The sequence below is a fragment of the Nonomuraea sp. PA05 genome (assembly GCF_008086045.1).
In the GTDB taxonomy this organism is placed as follows: domain Bacteria; phylum Actinomycetota; class Actinomycetes; order Streptosporangiales; family Streptosporangiaceae; genus Nonomuraea; species Nonomuraea monospora.
The window spans coordinates 23,832-40,917 of the sequence record NZ_VSEY01000008.1 but is presented as its reverse complement, the minus strand read 5'-3'; the positions used below and the strand labels follow the sequence as shown (position 1 = coordinate 40,917).

Sequence of the window (17,086 nt, the reverse complement as noted above, 5' to 3'; positions counted from 1 at the left end):
AGATCGTGTAACCATCCCAGGCCATCGGTCATTCCCGTCGATCAGCGCCCGAGGTACGTCAGGACGGCCAGCACCCGCCGATGGTCCTCAGGCGCCGGACCCAGCGCCAGCTTGGCGAAGATGCCGGAGATGTGCTTCTCCACGGCGCCTTCCGTGACGACCAGGCGGGCCGCGATGGCGGTGTTGGAGCGGCCCTCCGCCATCAGGGCCAGCACCTCGCGCTCGCGCGGCGACAGCGAGTCCAGCGGGGCGCCACGGCGCTGGCGGCTGAGCAACTGCACGACCACCTCCGGGTCGATGACCGTGCCGCCCGCCGCCACCTGCCGCACCGCGGCGAGGAACTCCGTCACGTCCGCCACCCGCTCCTTCAGCAGGTAGCCGACGGCCCTGCCGATGAGGTCGCCCGCGTAGCGCTCCTCGACGTACTGCGACAGCACCAGGATCGGGAAGTCGGGCCTGGCCGCGCGCACCCGCAGGGCGGCGCGCAGGCCCTCGTCGGTGTGCGTGGGCGGCATCCGCACGTCGACGATGGCCAGGTCGGGCTCGTGCTCCAGCACCGCCGCCTCCAGGGCGGCGCCGTCGGAGACGGCCGCCACGGTCTCGACGCCGCCGTCTGCCAGCAGCCGCGCCAGCCCCTCACGCAGCAGTACGGAGTCCTCCGCGATGACGACACGCATGAGTCGTGACTACCACTCGCACGGCAGCTCCGCACGGATGAACGTGGGCCCGCCCATGGGGCTGTGCACGACCAGCACGCCGTCGATGGTCGCCGCCCGGTCGGCCAGCCCCGACAGGCCGCCTTCCGGTACGACGGCCGCGCCGCCGATGCCGTTGTCCCACACGTCCACGACCACGCCGCGCCGGTCCTTGAACACGGTCACCGACGCCTCCGTCGCTCCGGAGTGCTTGGCCATGTTGGCCAGCGACTCGGCCACGGTGAAGTACGCGATGCTCTCGACCGCGGCCGGCGGCCGGTCCGCCAGCTCGACCGACACGTCCACCCTGATCGGCGCCCGCGCCGCGAGCCCCGACAGCGCCGCGTCCAGCCCCCGGTCGCTCAGGATGGCAGGGTGGATGCCCCTGGCCAGGTTCCGCAGCTCGGCGATGGCCGCCTTGGTGCCGGCGTGGGCCTGCGCGATGAGCTCCCTGACCGTCTCGGGGTCGCTGTCGAACTTCGACTGCGCCCGCCCCAGGTCCACCGCCACCGACAACAGCCGCTGCTGCGCGCCGTCGTGCAGGTCGCGCTCAATCCTGCGCCGCTCGGCCTCGGCCGCGTCCACCCCGCGGGCCCTGCTGGCCCGCAGCCGTTCCTCCTCGCCCCCGCCGAGCAGGACGGTGGCCAGCGTCCCGTGCAGCCAGGTCATCCCCCGGATCAGGTAGAGGCACCCCATCAGCGCCGGCACGCCGCAGATGCCCGCGAACCACGCCTCCGTCCAGCCCTCGACGAAGTACCCGGAGCCGCCGCTCGCCTCCTGCAGCCCGTACAGCATGGGGGCCAGCAGCAGCCCGCCCGCGACCATCCACGACACGAACGACAGCACGCCCTCGACGAAGCCGAGCGGCAGCAGCATGAGCAGGTAGCCCAGGTCGCGCCAGGTCGACGGGTCCTTCAGCAGCCACCGCACGTGCGCGCCCAGCCCACGCCTCGGGCGCGGCCGGTACGGGTCGGCGATGTCGACCCCGAACGCCAGCCGCAACACCCGCCGCTCCAGCCTGGCCCCGCCGCGCCACAGCAGCATGGTGGCGATGGCCAGCGGCACGCCGACCCAGACCACCGCCAGGGCGAGCGAGACGGAGATGGTGATGGCCAGCACGAAGTACCACATCAGCCCGAACGCCCCGCTGACCAGCAGGTACGGCGCCGCGCGCCACGTCATCGGATCCACCAGCAAGCCGATCGGCCCCAACGGCCCCCACGGCACGCGGTCTTTCAACGCCACCGTTCGCATGCCGACAGCGTCCCCCGGCGGCGGGGTCGCCGGGAATACGGCGAGCAGCAGTCAAGGGGTGGGGCTAGCTCCACCCCCGGCGTCCAGCCGCGCACCGCAGAGGCTGCGCCAGGAACGCGGTGCCGGGTGCGCGTGGCAGCGCGCCGAGTGTGACCGTCGGCACCGGCCCCGCGGCGCGCCGAAGTGGCGCCGGCACCCGCCCAGGCGCGCGAAAGGGGCGGCGGGAAAGAACCCGCCGCCCCTTCGCGAAGCGCTACCGCTAGTCGCGGTCGTTGCTCACCGTGGTCTTCTGGACCTGGAGGAGGAACTCCGCGTTGGACTTCGTCTCCTTCATCTTCTCCAGAAGCAGCTCCAGCGCCTGCTGCATGTCGAGCGCGTGCAGGACGCGCCGCAGCTTCCAGACGATCTGCAGCTCCTCCTTGGCCATGAGGATCTCTTCCTTACGAGTGCTGGACGCGTCGACGTCCACCGCGGGGAAGATGCGCTTGTCGGCCAGGGAGCGGTTGAGCTTGAGCTCCATGTTGCCGGTGCCCTTGAACTCCTCGAAGATGACCTCGTCCATCTTGGACCCGGTCTCGACCAGGGCCGTGGCGAGGATCGTTAGCGAGCCGCCGTTCTCGATGTTGCGGGCGGCGCCGAAGAAGCGCTTGGGCGGGTAGAGCGCCGTGGAGTCGACACCACCGGACAGGATGCGCCCGGACGCCGGCGCGGCCAGGTTGTAGGCGCGGCCGAGACGGGTGATCGAGTCGAGCAGCACGACCACGTCGTGGCCCAGCTCCACCAGGCGCTTGGCGCGCTCGATGGCGAGCTCGGCGACCGTGGTGTGGTCCTCGGCGGGACGGTCGAAGGTCGAGTGGATGACCTCGCCCTTGACCGACCGCTGCATGTCGGTGACCTCTTCTGGCCGCTCGTCCACGAGCACGACCATGAGGTGGCACTCGGGGTTGTTGCGGGTGAGCGCGTTGGCGATGGCCTGCAGCACCATCGTCTTACCGGCCTTGGGCGGGGAGACGATGAGGCCGCGCTGGCCCTTGCCGATCGGCGAGACGAGGTCGATGATCCGCGTGGTGAGGATGTTCGGCTCGGTCTCGAGGCGCAGGCGCTCCTGCGGGTAGAGCGGCGTCAGCTTGTTGAAGTCGGGCCGGTTGCGGGCCTGCTCCGGGTCCATGCCGTTGACGGTGTCGAGGCGGACCAGGGCGTTGAACTTCTCGCGGCGCTCGCCATCGCGCGGCTGCCTGACGGCGCCGGTGATGACGTCGCCCTTGCGCAGGCCGTTGCGGCGGATCTGGGCCAGCGAGACGTAGACGTCGTTGCTGCCCGGCAGGTAGCCGCTGGTCCTGACGAAGGCGTAGTTGTCGAGGATGTCGAGGATGCCGGCGATCGGGATGAGCACGTCGTCGTCGCCGATGACGGGGTCGCCCGCCTCGTAGCGCTCGCGGCCGCGGCCACGGTTGCGCTCCCTGAAGCGGCCCCTGCGGCTGCGCCCGCCGCGGTCGTCGTCGTCCCCGTCGCGAGTGTCGCGGGAGTCGCGGGCCCCGTCACGGGGGCCGCCGCGCTGGTCGCCGCGGCTGCCGGCGTCGGCGGCGACGCGGTCGCGCTCGCCACGGCCGTCGCGCCCGCCGTCACGGCCATCGCGGCCGTCACGGCCACCGTCGCGGCTGTCACGGCCGTCGCGCCCATCACGAGCACTGTCACGGACGCCGTCGCGGGCGCCGTCGCGGGCGCTGTCACGAGCACTGTCACGGGCGCCGTCGCGAACACTGTCACGGGCGCCGTCGCGGGCGCCGTCACGGCTGCTCTCGGCGCGGCCGCCCTCACCGCGGTCGCCGCCGCGGTCGCCACGCTCGCGGCGCTCGCCGCGGCTGCGGCGCTCGCGCCTGCTCTCGCCACGCTCGGAGCGCGAGTCGCCCTGCGGAGCCTCCGCGGGCTGGGCCTGCTGCTCCACGACGGGCTCCGCCGGGGTCACGGCGACCGGCTCGGGCGCGGCGGCCACGGGCTCGGGAGCCTGCGCGGCGGGCTGCGGAGCGGTCTCCTCAGCGGGCTTCTCCACGGTCTTGGTGCGGGAACGTTCCCTGCGCGTACGGGTGGGCCGCTCGGCCGCGGGGGCCGCCTCCGCCGGGGCCGGGGCGGGCTCGGCCACAGCCGTGGCCGTCGGTGCGCCGTCTCCGGATCCGCCACCCTGCTTCTCCTGGATGGCCGCGATGAGCTGGCTCTTCCGCATGCGCCCGGTCCCGCTGATGCCCAGCTCAGCTGCCATCTTCTGCAGCTCGGGCAGCACCTTGGCGGACAGGCCGGTGCCGGAGCGACGCGCACGCGGCTTGGCCGCGGCGCGGGTGGGGGTGTCGCCGGACGCCGGCTCAGCGCCTGATGCGTCGGAGAGGAGTTCGGTGGTGTCGCTCAACTAAAAGGTCCTTCCCAGGGGTCGGGCGCCGGATTTGTTCTTCCGAGCGTCCCGGAGGTGCTTGCGATCCGGCGGGACAGACCGGGTCGGGGTGCACTTTGCGATCTTCGGCTGTCGATGCAGACGGCCGCCACTCTTGGGGAGGGGTTCTTCCACGCCGCCGATGGCCCTTGGCGCGTGGCTGACACCCCCCAGATTGCTGTCGCCAACCAGATGTCGAAGTGATTCGAACGCGCAGATCCCCGTCGTCGCCACCTCACGTCGAGCCAACCGGGTGTGGGCCAACCGGAGGCAACGGATTCCGGGGAGACAGCCGCGCTGCTTCCGCCTCGCGACGTGAAGCATGATGCAGCGATGTGTGGCTGACAAGCACGCACCCACCAAGGGGGCATCTGGTGCGGCTATCAGCCTAACATCACCAGCGCACACGGCTATTCCCTGAAGGTCTAAAGAGGCATCAGCGTGTCTCGGGGAACTGAACGTTCGCACCAACCGGGTCGACGTCCATTAGCTGGATGTGCCAGTCATTACCCACTTCTGGCGCGATCAAATCCTGCGTATCCGATGTCGAAAACGCAAGAACCGTGGGACCCGCTCCCGAAACGACCGCGGGCACGCCCACTGCACGGAGACGTTCTACCAGATCCGCGCTCGCCCTCATCGCAGGCGCGCGGTATCCCTGGTGGAGCCGATCTTCTGTGGCGGCGAGCAGCAGCTCTCGCTCGGGCCGTCGGGTCAGCGCGGCGATCAGCAACGCGGCCCTGCCGGCGTTGAAGGAGGCGTCCTTGTGGGGCACGTCCTTCGGCAGCAGCCCCCGCGCCGCCTCCGTGGAAAGCCGGGTCGAAGGAACGACGACGACTGGACGAACGCGCTGGTCGGGAGCCAGTCTCACCATACGCGGCAGCCCGTCGTGGTCGGACCACGAGATGGTCAGCCCGCCCGCGAGACAGGGGGCGACGTTGTCGGGATGCCCTTCCATCTCGGTGGCCAGGGCGTAGACGTCGTCGTCGGAAAGTTCGCTATCGGCCAAAGCGCGCGCGGCGAGAATGCCCGCGCACACCGCCGCCGACGACGATCCCAGCCCCCGCGCGTGCGGAATCCGGTTGCGGCAGTGCAGCCGTATGCCTTCCGGCTGAGGCACGCCCATGCGCTCGAACGCCTTGCGCATGGCCTTGACGACCAGGTGACCCTCGCCGGAATCCACCTCCCCGGCGCCTTCGCCCTCCACGGTGACGTGCACGCCGCGCTCCCCGGTGAGCGTGGCGCGTACCTCGTCGTGGAGGCTGAGCGCGAGCCCGAGCGCGTCGAAACCCGGCCCCAGGTTCGCCGACGTCGCGGGCACGCGAATGTCAACGGTCCTCATTCGTTCACTTTTCCCTCGTCACTCCCCGTCAGGCGAGGTTGAGCGCCGCCGCGGCGGCGTGGACGTCGATGGGGATGACCACCGGCGCCGGGGCCCCCGAAATGGCCCAGTCAGGGTCCTTCAGCCCGTTGCCCGTGACCGTGCAGACGATGCGCTGCCCCGCCTCAACCATGCCCTGCGCGTGCGCCTGCAGCAAGCCCGCGACGCTGGCGGCCGACGCCAGCTCCACGAACACGCCCTCTTCCTGCGCCAGCAGCTTGTACGCGGCCGCGATCTGCCGGTCGGTCACCGCCTGGATGGTCCCGCCCGAGTCGTCGCGCGCCGCGGTGGCCAGCGACCAGGAGGCGGGGTTGCCGATGCGGATCGCGGTGGCGATCGTGTGCGGATGCGCGACCGGCGCGCCCCCGACGATCGGCGCCGCACCGCTGGCCTGGAAGCCGAACATGCGCGGCCGCTTCGTCGAGACGCCGTCGTCGGCGTACTCCTGGTAACCCATCCAGTACGCCGAGATGTTGCCGGCGTTGCCGACCGGGATGCAGTGGATGTCAGGCGCGTCGCCGAGCGTGTCGACGATCTCGAACGCCGCCGTCTTCTGCCCCTGCAGCCTGAACGGGTTCACGGAGTTGACCAGCGCGATCGGGTAGCTGGACGACAGCTTGCGGGTCATCTCCAGACAGTCGTCGAACGACCCCTCGACCTGCAGCAGCGTGGCCCCGTGCACGAGCGCCTGGGCCAGCTTGCCCATGGCGATCTTCCCCCGCGGCACCAGCACGGCGCAGGTCAGCCCCGCGCGCACGGCGTAGGCGGCGGCGGACGCCGAGGTGTTGCCCGTGGAGGCGCAGATGACCGCCTTGGCCCCCTCCTCGACCGCCTTGCTGATGGCCATCGTCATCCCGCGGTCCTTGAAGCTGCCCGTCGGGTTGGCCCCCTCGACCTTCAGGTAGACGTCACACCCCGTGAGGGCCGAGACGCGGTGGGCGGGCACCAGCGGCGTGCCGCCTTCGAGCAGCGTGATGACCGGCGTCTTCGCGGTGACCGGAAGACGCTCGCGGTACTCCTCGATGAGGCCACGCCACGACCTGCTCATGATGACTCCCTACCTGCGGTGTTGGGCACCGAGTGTACGGGGTGTACGCGCGTGGCGCGGAGCCGCGTCCACGGGTCGGACGTCCGCGCCGGATCCGCGTTGGATCCGCGTTGGACAGGAGCACTATTCAGGAAATTCTCAGCATCTCCCGATAAGGTCGCGGAAGGGGGTCACGACCATGAACGCGCGTCCTGCTCTGAGGCAGAACGACTACTCACCACTGGCGGCACCGCAGCTCGGCGCCTGGTCACCCGCCCTGTCCGTGAGCGTGGTGGTACCCGCGCACGGTGGGCAGGACAAGCTCGACCTGACGCTGGCGGCGCTGGCCGCGCAGACGTACCCGGCGCACCTCATGGAGGTACTGGTCGTCGACGACGGCAGCCGGCCGCCGATCCGGCTGCCGGAGATCCGCCCGGTCAACACCCGTCTCGTACGGGTCGAGGACGGCTGGGGCATCTCCAACGCCGTCAACACCGGCGCCAAGGCCGCCGACGGCGAGCTCATCCAGCGGCTCGACTCCGACATGGTGGCCTGCCGCGAGCACATCGAGGCGCTCGCCCGCTGGCATCACGTGACCGACTACCTGGTCACGATCGGGATGAAGAAGTTCGTCGACGCGCCGCCCGTCACGCCGCGCCAGGTCTTCCACGCCGGGCACCTGGGAGAGCTGTTCGACCTCGACGGGGCCGTGGCCAGCTCGACCGAGGCGACGATCGCCAAGACCGACGGGCTGCGCAAGAGCCGCAACCCGTACCACGTCTGCACGGGGCCGACCTTCGCCCTCCCCCGCGAGGTCTTCCACGCCGTGGGCGGCCTCGACCCGACCGTGATCCGCGGCGAGGACACCGAGTTCTCCTACCGGCTGGCCATGCACGGCGTCGTCTTCGTGCCCGACCTGAGCGCCCAGGCCATCCATCTCGGGCTGCCCTCCCAGCACCGCGACCGCGAGCGCGCCGTCCGGGCCGTGGAGCCCTACCTGGCGCACCGCATCCCGCTGCGCAGGGACCTGCGCAAGGACCGGGGGCGGCGGTGGCTGGTGCCGTACGTGGAGGTGGTGCTCGACGTCACCGACACCAGCGAGTCGGTGGTGCGGCAGGCCGTGGCCGCCGCCCTGGACGGCAAGCTGCAGGACGTCGTCGTGACTCTGGTGGGGCCGTGGTCGCGGCTCTCCCCCGAACGTTTCGGCCTGTCGGACCCGTGCTTCGAGCTGCGGCTGATGCGTGATCTGTTCGCCAACGACGAACGCATCAGGCTCATCGACGAGGCCGCGCCGACGCCCGCGCCGACGCCGTTCCGCTACCGGGGGCCGGTGGACGTGCCGCTGCACCGGGCGACGCTGGAGCGCATGGTCGAGTCGGTGCAGAAGGACCTGGCCGGGGTGCTGGTCGTGGATCTGCCGGACGGGCGGACCGCCCGGCTCGAACGGACCTCGGCCCTGGGGCGGGCGCTGCTGCTCACGGAGGCCGGGGAGGACGTGGACGAAGTCATCTCGGCGACGCACGGGGTTCGGCACGAGCCGCCGGATCGCTTCTGGCCCGCGCCCGCCCAGCCCGAGCCGGTCACCATCCCCGCACCGCCCGCCGCGCCTGCTGCCGAGCCCGTGCCGGTGTCGGTGGAGGCTCCGGAGAACTCGCTGCTCCGCCGCCTGAAGTCCGCCCTGCGCCCGAACTGACAGCCGGTCAGTCGCGCCGCAGACCAGGCCACGCGACCAGCGGCCGGTCAGGCGCACGCCAGGCCACGCCACGCGACCGGCGGCCGGTCAGCCGCGCAGTCGCTTGCGCAGGGCGCGTTTCATGGTGGTGGAGACCAGCGTGCGCAGCCCCTGCTGCGCCCGGTTCGCGGCGGCGAGCTGGCGGCGCAGAGCGCCGACCTCACGGCGCAGCTCCACGGTGGACTTGCGCCACCGCCCCGCCTCCTCCCGCCACTTGGCCACCTGCGCCCGCAGCCGCTCGGCCTCCTTGGCCAGCCTGTCGGCCTCGGCCTGCGCCTCCACGCGCGCCCGGTACGCCCCCCGCCGCCCCAGCGGCACAGCGGCCCCGGTGGAAAAACCGGTGGAAAGGCCGGTGGAGGAGCCGGTGGAGAAGCCGTAGGTCTCGCCCTCGACCCAGGCCACCCCCGACACCTCGTCCACCACGTCGTCCAGGTCCTCACCGGCGGTGACGACGATGCGGGCCCTGGCGAAGGCCGAGGCCCGCTCCAGCCGCGCCGCGACGACCCCTTCGGCCGATTCGTTCAGCAGGACGTTCACCAGGCCGAGGCCGTCGTCGCGGGCCAGGTCGAGCAGCCGGGCGAGGGTGTCCTCGCCGGGGATCCAGCCGGCCGGCAGGTGGAGCACGAAGGGCACGGCCGGGTCCACGTCCGCCGTCCCGGCCAGCCGGACGCGGCCCTCGTGCAGGTAGTGCCCGTGGACGAGGACCAGCTCCAGGTCCGGGTCGCGGAGCGGGGCGCGGCGGTCGCGGTCGAGGGTGGACCAGGGGCCGGTGAGCAGCACCGACACGTCGGGCACGGTGCCGGCGAGCACCGCGTCGACCGTCGCGCGCACGTCGTCGTAGCCGCGCGTCCCGTCCACGACCACCGTCACGTACGGGACCTTCCACTGACGGCCCGGATGCCCGCGCAGCCAGCGGTAGGCGGGGATGCGGTCGGCGACGAACGCGTGGCTGACCCGGTCGATGGGCTGCTTGTCGCGCATGCGCATGGTCGGCCCGAGGTGGTAGGCGCGGGCGGCCGGTTCGGGGACGAAGACGGCGCCCGCCTGCCCGAGCCGGTAGCCCATCTCGGTGTCCTGGCCGAGTATCAGGTCCTCGTCCATGGGCCCGGCCGCCTCGACGAGCCGGGCGTTGACCGAGGTGGCGCCGCCGACGTGCAGGCTGAAGGGGCGCTGCGGGTTGTCGGTGAGGCCGTCGGTGCGCTCGACCAGGTCGACGATCCAGGCGTGCGGCTCGGCCGGCTCGAACGCCGCCTCCAGGTCGTCCGGCAGCTCGGCGGGCAGTTCGGCGCCGGTGAAGCGGAGGTAGCCGGTGACGACGAGGTACGGGGCGGCGTGGTGCCAGCGCATGTGCGCCTCGATGGCGCCGGGCGTGAGCACCACGTCGGAGTCGAGCCAGTGGATGACCTCGCCCTTGGCCTGCGCGAGGCCGGCGTTGCGGGCGCTGGCCCGGCCGGGGCGGTCGCAGACGAGCAGCCGGGCGGCCGTGCCCTCGGGCAGGCGCAGCGGCGGCGAGCTGCCGTTGTCGACGACGATGATCTCGGTGAGCCCGGCCGGGTACGTCTGCCTGGCCAGCGCGGCGAGCACCAGGTCGAGCTTGTCCTGCCCGCCGTAGGCCGGGATGACGACGCTGACGGTGAGCCGGGGCGTGAAGTGTTCGTCGGGGGCGAGAACCCGGTAGTCGTTCCCGCGCACCCTGCCGCGTTCGGTCATGCGGCTTCCATCAGCAGGCTCGGGCGGAAGCCGCGCCACTGGTTGACGGCCACCTTGAGGAAGTGGGAGAGCGGGAGCTGCCAGGTGTGGTCGGCGCTGAGGCCACGGCGCAGGACGTAGCCGAGCCCGTGGGTGCGGTAGACGCGGGCCTCCGCTTTCTGCGCCGCTTTGAGGAATTCGAGATCGACGGCACGCGGCAATCCCGGAAATCCCCCTATTTCGTGGAATGTCGCGCGAGACACCATGATCGTGCCACCGGCCACGTGATCGGCGAACACCTCGCTCGGATAGCTCGCCCCGCTCGCGAACGTCGTCCGCCTGACCGTCGCCTTCAGCGGCTCCAGGTAGAAGAACTCGGCCGTGGTGCCCACCACGTCGGCCCCGGTGTACGACATCGCCATGAACAGGTCGGCCAGGTGGCGCGGGCCGTACCAGTCGTCGTCGTCCCACTTCGCCAGATAGTCACCGCCGGCGAGCCCGGCGGCCTGGTTGAGCACCTCGCCGAACGGCACGGACGCCGCCGCCTCCACCCAGCGCACAGGCAGCGGGCAGGCCGCGACCGCGTCGCGCACCTCGTCGTGACGCACCCCGTGCAGCCCCAGCAGCACCTCCGCGCGGACGTCCCGCTGGCGCCCCATCTGGGCCAGCGCCTGGCCGACCAGGGCGGGCCGCTTGGTCGCCATCACGATGCTGACCTGCGGGGCGGCGACGGGGTGAGCGAGGCGGCGCAGGCGTACGCTGTGCTCCTCGCGGCGCAGGTCGCCCAGCGAGCGCGCGGTGCCGTCGGCGGCGTGGTCCAGCCACTCGCGGTCGGTGAGCAGCGCCGCGAGGTCGTCCGGCACCCATGGCGGCGCGTTCTCCGCCGTCAGCGGCACCCCGGCGGCGGTAAGGCTCAGCAGGCCGTCGAGCGGCACCCGCCCGTCCGGCCACTCGATCTCCAGCCCGCGCAGCGGGCGCAGCGCCGGTACGTCGGGCGGCTGCCCCTCCACCGCCCAGCCGGTGTCGCCCCAGTGCAGGCGGGCCAGCCCCTTCTCCGGCGTACGCGTGAAGCCGCAAGGGCTGACGGACATGGGTGGTGTGCTCCTTGGCCGCTCGGGAGGTGATCGGCGCCTACCTTACGCCCGTTTTACTGGCGAGTAGACGCGCATGCCAGATTCGGCAGGACCTGCCTTGTGCCTGATGATTCGCTGGGAACCTGCTGAAAGTTGTGGCACGGTGGTTGCCCATGTTGATTAGGGTGTCAATAGTCGATAAATGTCCTTGAAGCCTCCGATGTCCTCCCAGTCGTGAACAACGAAAGGTATGCGCGGATGCTCTCGCCCCGCCGACTGGCGGCGACCGCCGCACCCCTCGCAGCGCTGGCCCTCGGCGTGCTCGCGCTCCTCGTCCTGGCCGACCTGATCACGCTCGGCGCCGCCGCGACCACCGTGGCGTTCCTGGCCGTGCTGGCCGTGCTCGCCCTGCTCGTCCTCACCGTGCGCCGCCTCGACGGCAAGGCGCACCGCATCGACCTGCGCATCAAGAAGCACGAGGCCGAGCTGGCCAGGACCACCGCCGCGCTGAGGACCATCGAGACCAGGCTGGACGTGCTGGTGCAGGCCGTCGAGGACTCCGCCGCGCGCCGCGCCGACGACCTCGGCGCGATCCTGGCCTCACTCGGCGAGGACCGGGTCAACGCCATGGCGCGCGCCCGCGAGGTGGAGGAGCTGCGCGAGGAGGTCAGGAGCCTGGCCGAGGACCGCGTATGACCCGGATCAGGCACAACGACTACGGCGTGCTGCGGCCCCCGGAGCCCGGCACGTGGCAGCCGGCCCTGCGGGTGTCGGTGGTCATCCCCGCCTACGACTGCCAGGAGGCGCTGGAGCGCACGGTGCCCGCGCTGGCGCGGCAGACGTACCCGGCCGAACTGGTCGAGATCATCGTCGCCGACGACGGCAGCGAGCCGCCACTGCGGGTGCCGGGAGCGCGGGTCGTCCGGGTGGCCGACGGGTGGGGACGCGGTGCGGCCAGGCAGACGGGGCAGCTCGCGGCCACCGGCGACGTGATCCACTGGCTGGACTCCGACATGCTCCTCGCCGACGACCACCTGGAAGCGCACATGCGCTGGCACCACCTGATCGACTACGCGGTGGTGATCGGCGAGACGCGGTTCGTGGACGCGCCCGGCGAGGAGGGCGAGCCCACCGCGTACACGAAGAAGATCCTCGACTCCACGCGGCGGCTCAGGGACGCGGGGGCGAACCCGTACCTGCTGCACACCGGCGCCTCCACCTCCGTGCGCGCGGAGCTGCTGCGCGCGGCGGGCGGCGTGGACGCCTCCCTGAACATGGCCGAGGACACCGAGCTCGGCTACCGGCTCGCCCAGGCGGGCGCGGTGTTCATCCCCGACGCCGAGGCGAGGGCGTGGCACGTCGGGCCCTCCACCGTGATGCTGCGGGAGAAGGAGGTGCACCGGCACAACTGGTCGTACCTCGGTGACCTGATCCCCGATCTGCGCTGGCTGCGCAAGCATCCGCGCCGGCACTGGCTGGTGCCGTACGTGCGGGTCGCGGTGACGGCCACGACGTACGAGGAGACGCGCGCGAGCGTGGACTCGGCGCTCGCGGGCACGCTCACCGACGCGGCGGTCACCCTCGTCGGGCCCTGGAGCAAGCTGACCGGCGAGCGGCGCTCGAACCTCGACGACCCCATGCTGGAGCTGCGTCTCCTGCACAACCTGTACGCGTACGAGCCCCGGGTCGAGTTCGCGGAGAGCGTACCGGTGTCGGCGGCGCCGGCCCCGTTCCTGGTCACGTTGCCCGCCGGATGGGTGCTGGGGGCCGACACGCTCGCCGGGCTCGTCCGGCATGCCGACCGCGACCTGCTCGGGCTGGTCAGCGTGGCGCTCGCGGAGGGCTCGGAAGGGGTCGTGGCCGTCCGGCTGGAGCGCACGGCCGCCTTCGCCCGCGCCGCGCTGTTCCCCGGCAGGGCGGACGACCTGGTGGACGAGATGTTCGGGTCGGAGTGGGTGAGCGGCGTCGAGTACGACATCGTTCCGGCGGACGAGGCCGAGCCGCTGGCCGGGGAGCCCGCCAAGTGGCGGGCGCTGGCCGGGCAGCGGGCGGCCGAGATCAGGGAGCTGAAGGCCACCGTGGAACGGCTGTCCGCCGAGGTGGCGCGGCTCGGCCAGGAACCCGCCGCCGAGCAGGAGCCGCGCGGACCGCTCAGCTCGCTCATGCGCCACCTCAGGAGCGCCGGATGATCGAGCGGCTGCTGGCGGAGCTGCGCGGGGCGCGGGTGTTCTTCGCCGGGATCGACGACAGCACCCACCTGCACGGCGCCGTGGACCTGGACAGGGACCTGCTGGAGCCGCACGCGGAGCCCGAGCGCTGCCGCGACGTGCTGGTGCTCGCCATGACCCCCGCTGACCTGCGCAGGATCGCCACCCTGCACAAGCTGCTGCCGCAGGCCGAGCGGGTCGTCGTCGCCGTGCTCGACACGCCCGCCTCGCACCCCGCGCCCGTGCCCACGCCGACGCCCGCGCACCGGTGGCGGGCGCTCACGGACCTGCGGGTCCACCAGCCGAAGAACCGGGTGTGGGTGGTGGACGCCCGCTTCTCCGCCGCCACGCCCGCCGGCCGTACCGTGGCGGCCACGGCCCGCGCGTTCGCCGGGCACCGCCTCGACGTGATCGCGGCGCCGGCGGCGGCGATCGCGGGCGTCGGCGCGGCCGACTGGCGGCCGGGAGACCCGAACGCGACGCCCGCCGAGGTCGGCGGGCCCGTGCCCGAGCGGGTGGGCGCGCCGGGCGGCGACGTCGTGCTGCGCACGCTGGCGGCGGACGTGCTGGATCCTGACTCCGGCCCGTCCCTCACGGCCCCCGAGGCCGGATGGGCGGGGGCCGAGACCCCGATCGAGCGCCCTGCCCTCGAAGCCGTGAGCTGGGAACGGCTGGGCCGGCCCGGCATGGCCGCCTCGCCGCTGACCGACCCCGACGTGCTCGCCGAGCCGTCCATGATCCCGCCGGTGGACGAGCGGCTGGTGAACCCGCAGGGCTTCGTCACCACCCCGTCGCGCGGCATGGCGTCCCTGGCCGAACGCGACGGACGCTGGTCGGTGCTGCTGGACGGGAAGGTCGTGACGTCGTTCGCCGAGTCGGGCGGCGTCACCGACGCCGACGTGGCCAGGCTGCGCCAGATCAGAGGCGTCGAGGTCGACTGGCGGCACGCACACAGCGGCCCGCTGACGGCCGTGCGGGTGCTGGCCGGGCTGAGCGCCGCCGGGGTGCCGCTGGTCGCCGACACGGTGCCGCGCTGGGCGGGCGCCCTCGGCGACGAGCTCGCCGCGCTGCTCACCCGTACCCCTGACCTGTCGGACGAGCTGCGGCGCGAGGAGCACAGCATCCTGCTGCGCCGCGCCGCGCTGCGCACCCACGGCGTGGCCGCCCGCTGGGAGCAGCTCGGCGCGCCCGCGCCCGCTCCCCCGCTCACCTCGGTGCTGCTGGCCACCCGCCGCACCGACATGGTGGCGTTCGCGCTCGGCCAGATCGCCCGCCAGCGCGGCGCAGGGCTGGAGGTCGTCCTCGCGCTGCACGGCGTGCCCCAGGGGCATCCCGACGTCGCCGCCGCGATCGCCGCCTTCGACGGGCCGCTGACCGTGTTCGAGGCCGACCGGCGGGCCGTCTTCGGCGAGGTGCTGAACCTGGCCGCCGCCAGAGCCGCCGGATCGTTCCTGCTGAAGATGGACGACGACGACTGGTACGGGCCCGACTTCCTGGCGGACCTGCTGCTTGCGCACTCCTACTCGGGGGCGCAGGTGGTCGGGACGGTGCCCGAGTTCGTCTACCTCTCGTCCATCGACGTGACCGTGCACCGGCGGCAGGTCACCGAGCAGATCACCAGCTTCGTGGCCGGTGGGACGATCCTGGTCGAGCGGTCGGCGTTCCAGGCGGTGGGCGGGTTCCGGCCGCTGCCCCGCTCGGTGGACACGCAGTTCCAGGAGGCGCTGCAGGCGGCGGGCGGGCAGATCTACCGGACGCACGGCCTCGGGTACATCCTGCGCCGAGGCCCCGCCGCCAACCACACCTGGCAGGAGCCGATCGGCACGTTCCTGCAGCGCAACAGGCGGCAGTGGCGCGGCTTCCGGCCCAACGCGCTGATGGCGCTCGAAGAAAGCCCTCTCCCGTGACCACCACCCGCATCCCGCACAACGATTTCGGCGTGCTCACCCCGCCCGCGCTGGGCGAGTGGGAGCCCACGCTCACGGTCACCGTCGTCATCCCCGCCCACGACCGTCAGGAGACGCTCGACCTCACGCTGGCGGCGCTGTCGGCGCAGAGCTACCCCGAGCACCTGATGGACGTCGTCGTGGTGGACGACGGCAGCGCCACACCGCTGGTGCTGCCGGAGATCGTCCCCGCCAGGACCAAGCTCGTCTCCGCCCCGCCGGGCGGCTGGGGGCGCGCCTGGGCGGTGCAGGCGGGCATCGACACGGCGGCGGGCGAGGTCGTCTTCGTCCTGGACGCCGACATGGTGCCGCACCGCCGGCACGTCGAGGCGCAGCTCCGCTGGCACCACCTGGCCCCGTACGTGGTGGCGCTCGGCTGGATCGACTTCACCGGCCCCGGCCCGCTCCCCGCCCCGGAGGACGTCGTGGCCGCCCTGGCGGCGGGCTCGGAGGAGCGGCTCTTCCCCCTGTCGCCGCACCGCCACGACTGGGCCGAGCAGATCATCGCCGACCACGACGGCCTGCGCACCGCCCCCAGCTCCCTGGCCACCAGGATCCACGTGGGGGCCACGGTGTCGTACCCGGCGGCGCTGCTGCGCTCGGCGGGCGGCATGGACACCTCCCTGGTGCTGGCCGAGGACACCGAGCTGGGCTACCGGCTCACGCAGGCGGGCGCCGTCTACGTGCCCGACCCCGAGTCCAGGGCCTGGCACCTCGGGCTGCCGACGGCGATGCGCGACCACCGGGCGCTCAAGCGGTACAACGATCCGTACGTCGCCGACCGGGTGCCGTACCGGCGCTACCTGCGGACGGACGCGGGCCGGCAGTGGCTGGTGCCGTACGTGGACGCGACGGTCGCGGAGGGCTGCTACGAGGACGTACGGGCCACCGTGGACTCCCTGCTGGGCGGCTCGCTGCCCGACGTCAGGGTCACCGTCGCCGGGGCCTGGGACCTGCTGACCCCCGATCGGCGCTCCCCGCTGACGGACCCGCACCTCGACCTGCGCCTCGTCCACGCCGCCTTCGACCACGACCCCCGCGTGCACTTCACTCCGCCCCGCGCGGGCACGGCCCCGTTCCGGCTGTCGGTGCCGCCCGGTTGGGTCGTCGCCAAGGACGCCCTGGAGCGCCTGGTGGCGCACCTGGAGGAACACGACTCCGGCTCGCTCTGCGTCGCCCTGGAGGAGACCGGGCGAGGCGTCACCATCGCCCGGCTGGACCGCACGGCCGCCCTGTCCCGCGCCGCCCTCGTCGCCGCGCCGGGCGAACACCTGGACGACCTCGTGGACTCGCTGTTCGGGCTGGAGTGGGTGGACGGGGAGACGTGGGGGTTCAAACGGCGGCCCGCCGTCTACCCGCCGCGCCGGCGCCCGCCGTCCGAGGTCGCGGTGCTCACGGCCGAGCACGAGAAGGAGGTCGCCCGCTACCGCAAGCGGGTCGCCGCGCTGCGGGCCGAGCTCGCGCAGGCCCGCAGGGAGGCGGGCAAGAACGGGCGGGACGCGGCACGGTGGCGGGAGAAGGCCGAGACGTGGCGGCGCGAGGCGGTGCGGCTGGCCGGGGAGCGCAATCGCACGGTGCTCAGGCGCGCCGTACGCCGCGTCCGCGACCTGGCCTTTCCCGGCGACTGAGCCCTACGCGGCCGTGACGTGGAGTGGAGGTC

General features: G+C 72.8%; 12 protein-coding genes. 5 read left to right on the top strand and 7 right to left on the bottom strand.

Annotation, left to right across the window (positions count from 1 at the left end):
- Positions 1 to 41: 41 nt before the first annotated feature.
- The 5 genes from FXF51_RS14470 to thrC all read right to left on the bottom strand — a co-directional run bounded on the left by FXF51_RS14470 (position 42) and on the right by thrC (position 6,800).
- On the bottom strand, positions 42 to 677 hold the full coding sequence (locus tag FXF51_RS14470) for a response regulator (protein ID WP_148434964.1): 636 nt from the start codon (positions 675 to 677) through the stop codon (positions 42 to 44).
- Positions 678 to 686: 9 nt separating this feature from the next.
- Positions 687 to 1,949, bottom strand: coding sequence for a sensor histidine kinase (locus FXF51_RS14465; RefSeq protein ID WP_222871279.1), 1,263 nt, complete (start codon positions 1,947 to 1,949; stop codon positions 687 to 689).
- A gap of 259 nt (positions 1,950 to 2,208) precedes the next feature.
- Positions 2,209 to 4,350: a transcription termination factor Rho gene (gene rho / locus FXF51_RS14460; RefSeq protein WP_148434963.1), complete on the bottom strand. Its 2,142-nt coding sequence runs from the start codon at positions 4,348 to 4,350 to the stop codon at positions 2,209 to 2,211.
- 457 nt (positions 4,351 to 4,807) lie between these two features.
- The gene (thrB, locus tag FXF51_RS14455; RefSeq protein ID WP_148434962.1) at positions 4,808 to 5,713 is read right to left on the bottom strand and encodes a homoserine kinase; all 906 of its coding nucleotides are present in this window, start codon (positions 5,711 to 5,713) and stop codon (positions 4,808 to 4,810) included.
- 28 nt (positions 5,714 to 5,741) lie between these two features.
- Positions 5,742 to 6,800, bottom strand: a complete 1,059-nt coding sequence (gene thrC, locus FXF51_RS14450; protein ID WP_148434961.1) for a threonine synthase — start codon at positions 6,798 to 6,800, stop codon at positions 5,742 to 5,744.
- Positions 6,801 to 6,978: 178 nt separating this feature from the next.
- On the opposite strand from thrC, the gene FXF51_RS14445 reads away from it, so the two are divergent.
- Positions 6,979 to 8,472: a glycosyltransferase gene (locus FXF51_RS14445; protein ID WP_148434960.1), complete on the top strand. Its 1,494-nt coding sequence runs from the start codon at positions 6,979 to 6,981 to the stop codon at positions 8,470 to 8,472.
- Positions 8,473 to 8,559: 87 nt separating this feature from the next.
- Here FXF51_RS14445 and FXF51_RS14440 read toward each other — a convergent pair whose 3' ends face one another.
- Together FXF51_RS14440 and FXF51_RS14435 are read right to left on the bottom strand one after the other, a co-directional pair.
- Entirely contained in the window at positions 8,560 to 10,221 is a 1,662-nt protein-coding gene (locus FXF51_RS14440) for a glycosyltransferase family 2 protein (protein WP_148434959.1), read from the bottom strand.
- Positions 10,218 to 11,291 (bottom strand): glycosyltransferase family 2 protein, encoded by a 1,074-nt coding sequence (locus tag FXF51_RS14435; RefSeq protein WP_148434958.1) that lies wholly within the window; start codon positions 11,289 to 11,291, stop codon positions 10,218 to 10,220. Before FXF51_RS14435 ends, FXF51_RS14440 begins: the two co-directional genes overlap by 4 nt.
- Before the next feature lie 216 nt (positions 11,292 to 11,507).
- Here FXF51_RS14435 and FXF51_RS14430 point away from each other — a divergent pair, with 216 nt between their 5' ends.
- The 4 genes from FXF51_RS14430 to FXF51_RS14415 are packed head-to-tail and all read left to right on the top strand — an operon-like array spanning position 11,508 to position 17,054.
- A complete protein-coding gene (locus FXF51_RS14430) occupies positions 11,508 to 11,969 on the top strand; it encodes a hypothetical protein (protein ID WP_187414373.1) in 462 nt (153 codons plus the stop codon).
- The gene (locus FXF51_RS14425) at positions 11,966 to 13,462 is read left to right on the top strand and encodes a glycosyltransferase (RefSeq protein ID WP_148434956.1); all 1,497 of its coding nucleotides are present in this window, start codon (positions 11,966 to 11,968) and stop codon (positions 13,460 to 13,462) included. The genes FXF51_RS14430 and FXF51_RS14425 overlap by 4 nt, the downstream gene beginning before the upstream one ends.
- Positions 13,459 to 15,387, top strand: a complete 1,929-nt coding sequence (locus FXF51_RS14420; protein WP_148434955.1) for a glycosyltransferase — start codon at positions 13,459 to 13,461, stop codon at positions 15,385 to 15,387. Before FXF51_RS14425 ends, FXF51_RS14420 begins: the two co-directional genes overlap by 4 nt.
- The gene (locus FXF51_RS14415) at positions 15,384 to 17,054 is read left to right on the top strand and encodes a glycosyltransferase (protein WP_148434954.1); all 1,671 of its coding nucleotides are present in this window, start codon (positions 15,384 to 15,386) and stop codon (positions 17,052 to 17,054) included. The genes FXF51_RS14420 and FXF51_RS14415 overlap by 4 nt, the downstream gene beginning before the upstream one ends.
- The last annotated feature ends 32 nt before the right edge of the window (positions 17,055 to 17,086 follow it).

What these genes read in the sequence shown, in the direction of transcription:
- FXF51_RS14420 (WP_148434955.1), top strand. Translation starts at nt 13,459, where the DNA reads ATGATCGAGCGGCTGCTGGCGGAGCTGCGCGGGGCGCGGGTGTTCTTC.
- FXF51_RS14470 (WP_148434964.1), bottom strand. Translation starts at nt 677, where the DNA reads ATGCGTGTCGTCATCGCGGAGGACTCCGTACTGCTGCGTGAGGGGCTG.
- thrB (WP_148434962.1), bottom strand. Translation starts at nt 5,713, where the DNA reads ATGAGGACCGTTGACATTCGCGTGCCCGCGACGTCGGCGAACCTGGGG.
- FXF51_RS14425 (WP_148434956.1), top strand. Translation starts at nt 11,966, where the DNA reads ATGACCCGGATCAGGCACAACGACTACGGCGTGCTGCGGCCCCCGGAG.
- FXF51_RS14465 (WP_222871279.1), bottom strand. Translation starts at nt 1,949, where the DNA reads ATGCGAACGGTGGCGTTGAAAGACCGCGTGCCGTGGGGGCCGTTGGGG.
- thrC (WP_148434961.1), bottom strand. Translation starts at nt 6,800, where the DNA reads ATGAGCAGGTCGTGGCGTGGCCTCATCGAGGAGTACCGCGAGCGTCTT.
- FXF51_RS14440 (WP_148434959.1), bottom strand. Translation starts at nt 10,221, where the DNA reads ATGACCGAACGCGGCAGGGTGCGCGGGAACGACTACCGGGTTCTCGCC.
- FXF51_RS14445 (WP_148434960.1), top strand. Translation starts at nt 6,979, where the DNA reads ATGAACGCGCGTCCTGCTCTGAGGCAGAACGACTACTCACCACTGGCG.
- FXF51_RS14435 (WP_148434958.1), bottom strand. Translation starts at nt 11,291, where the DNA reads ATGTCCGTCAGCCCTTGCGGCTTCACGCGTACGCCGGAGAAGGGGCTG.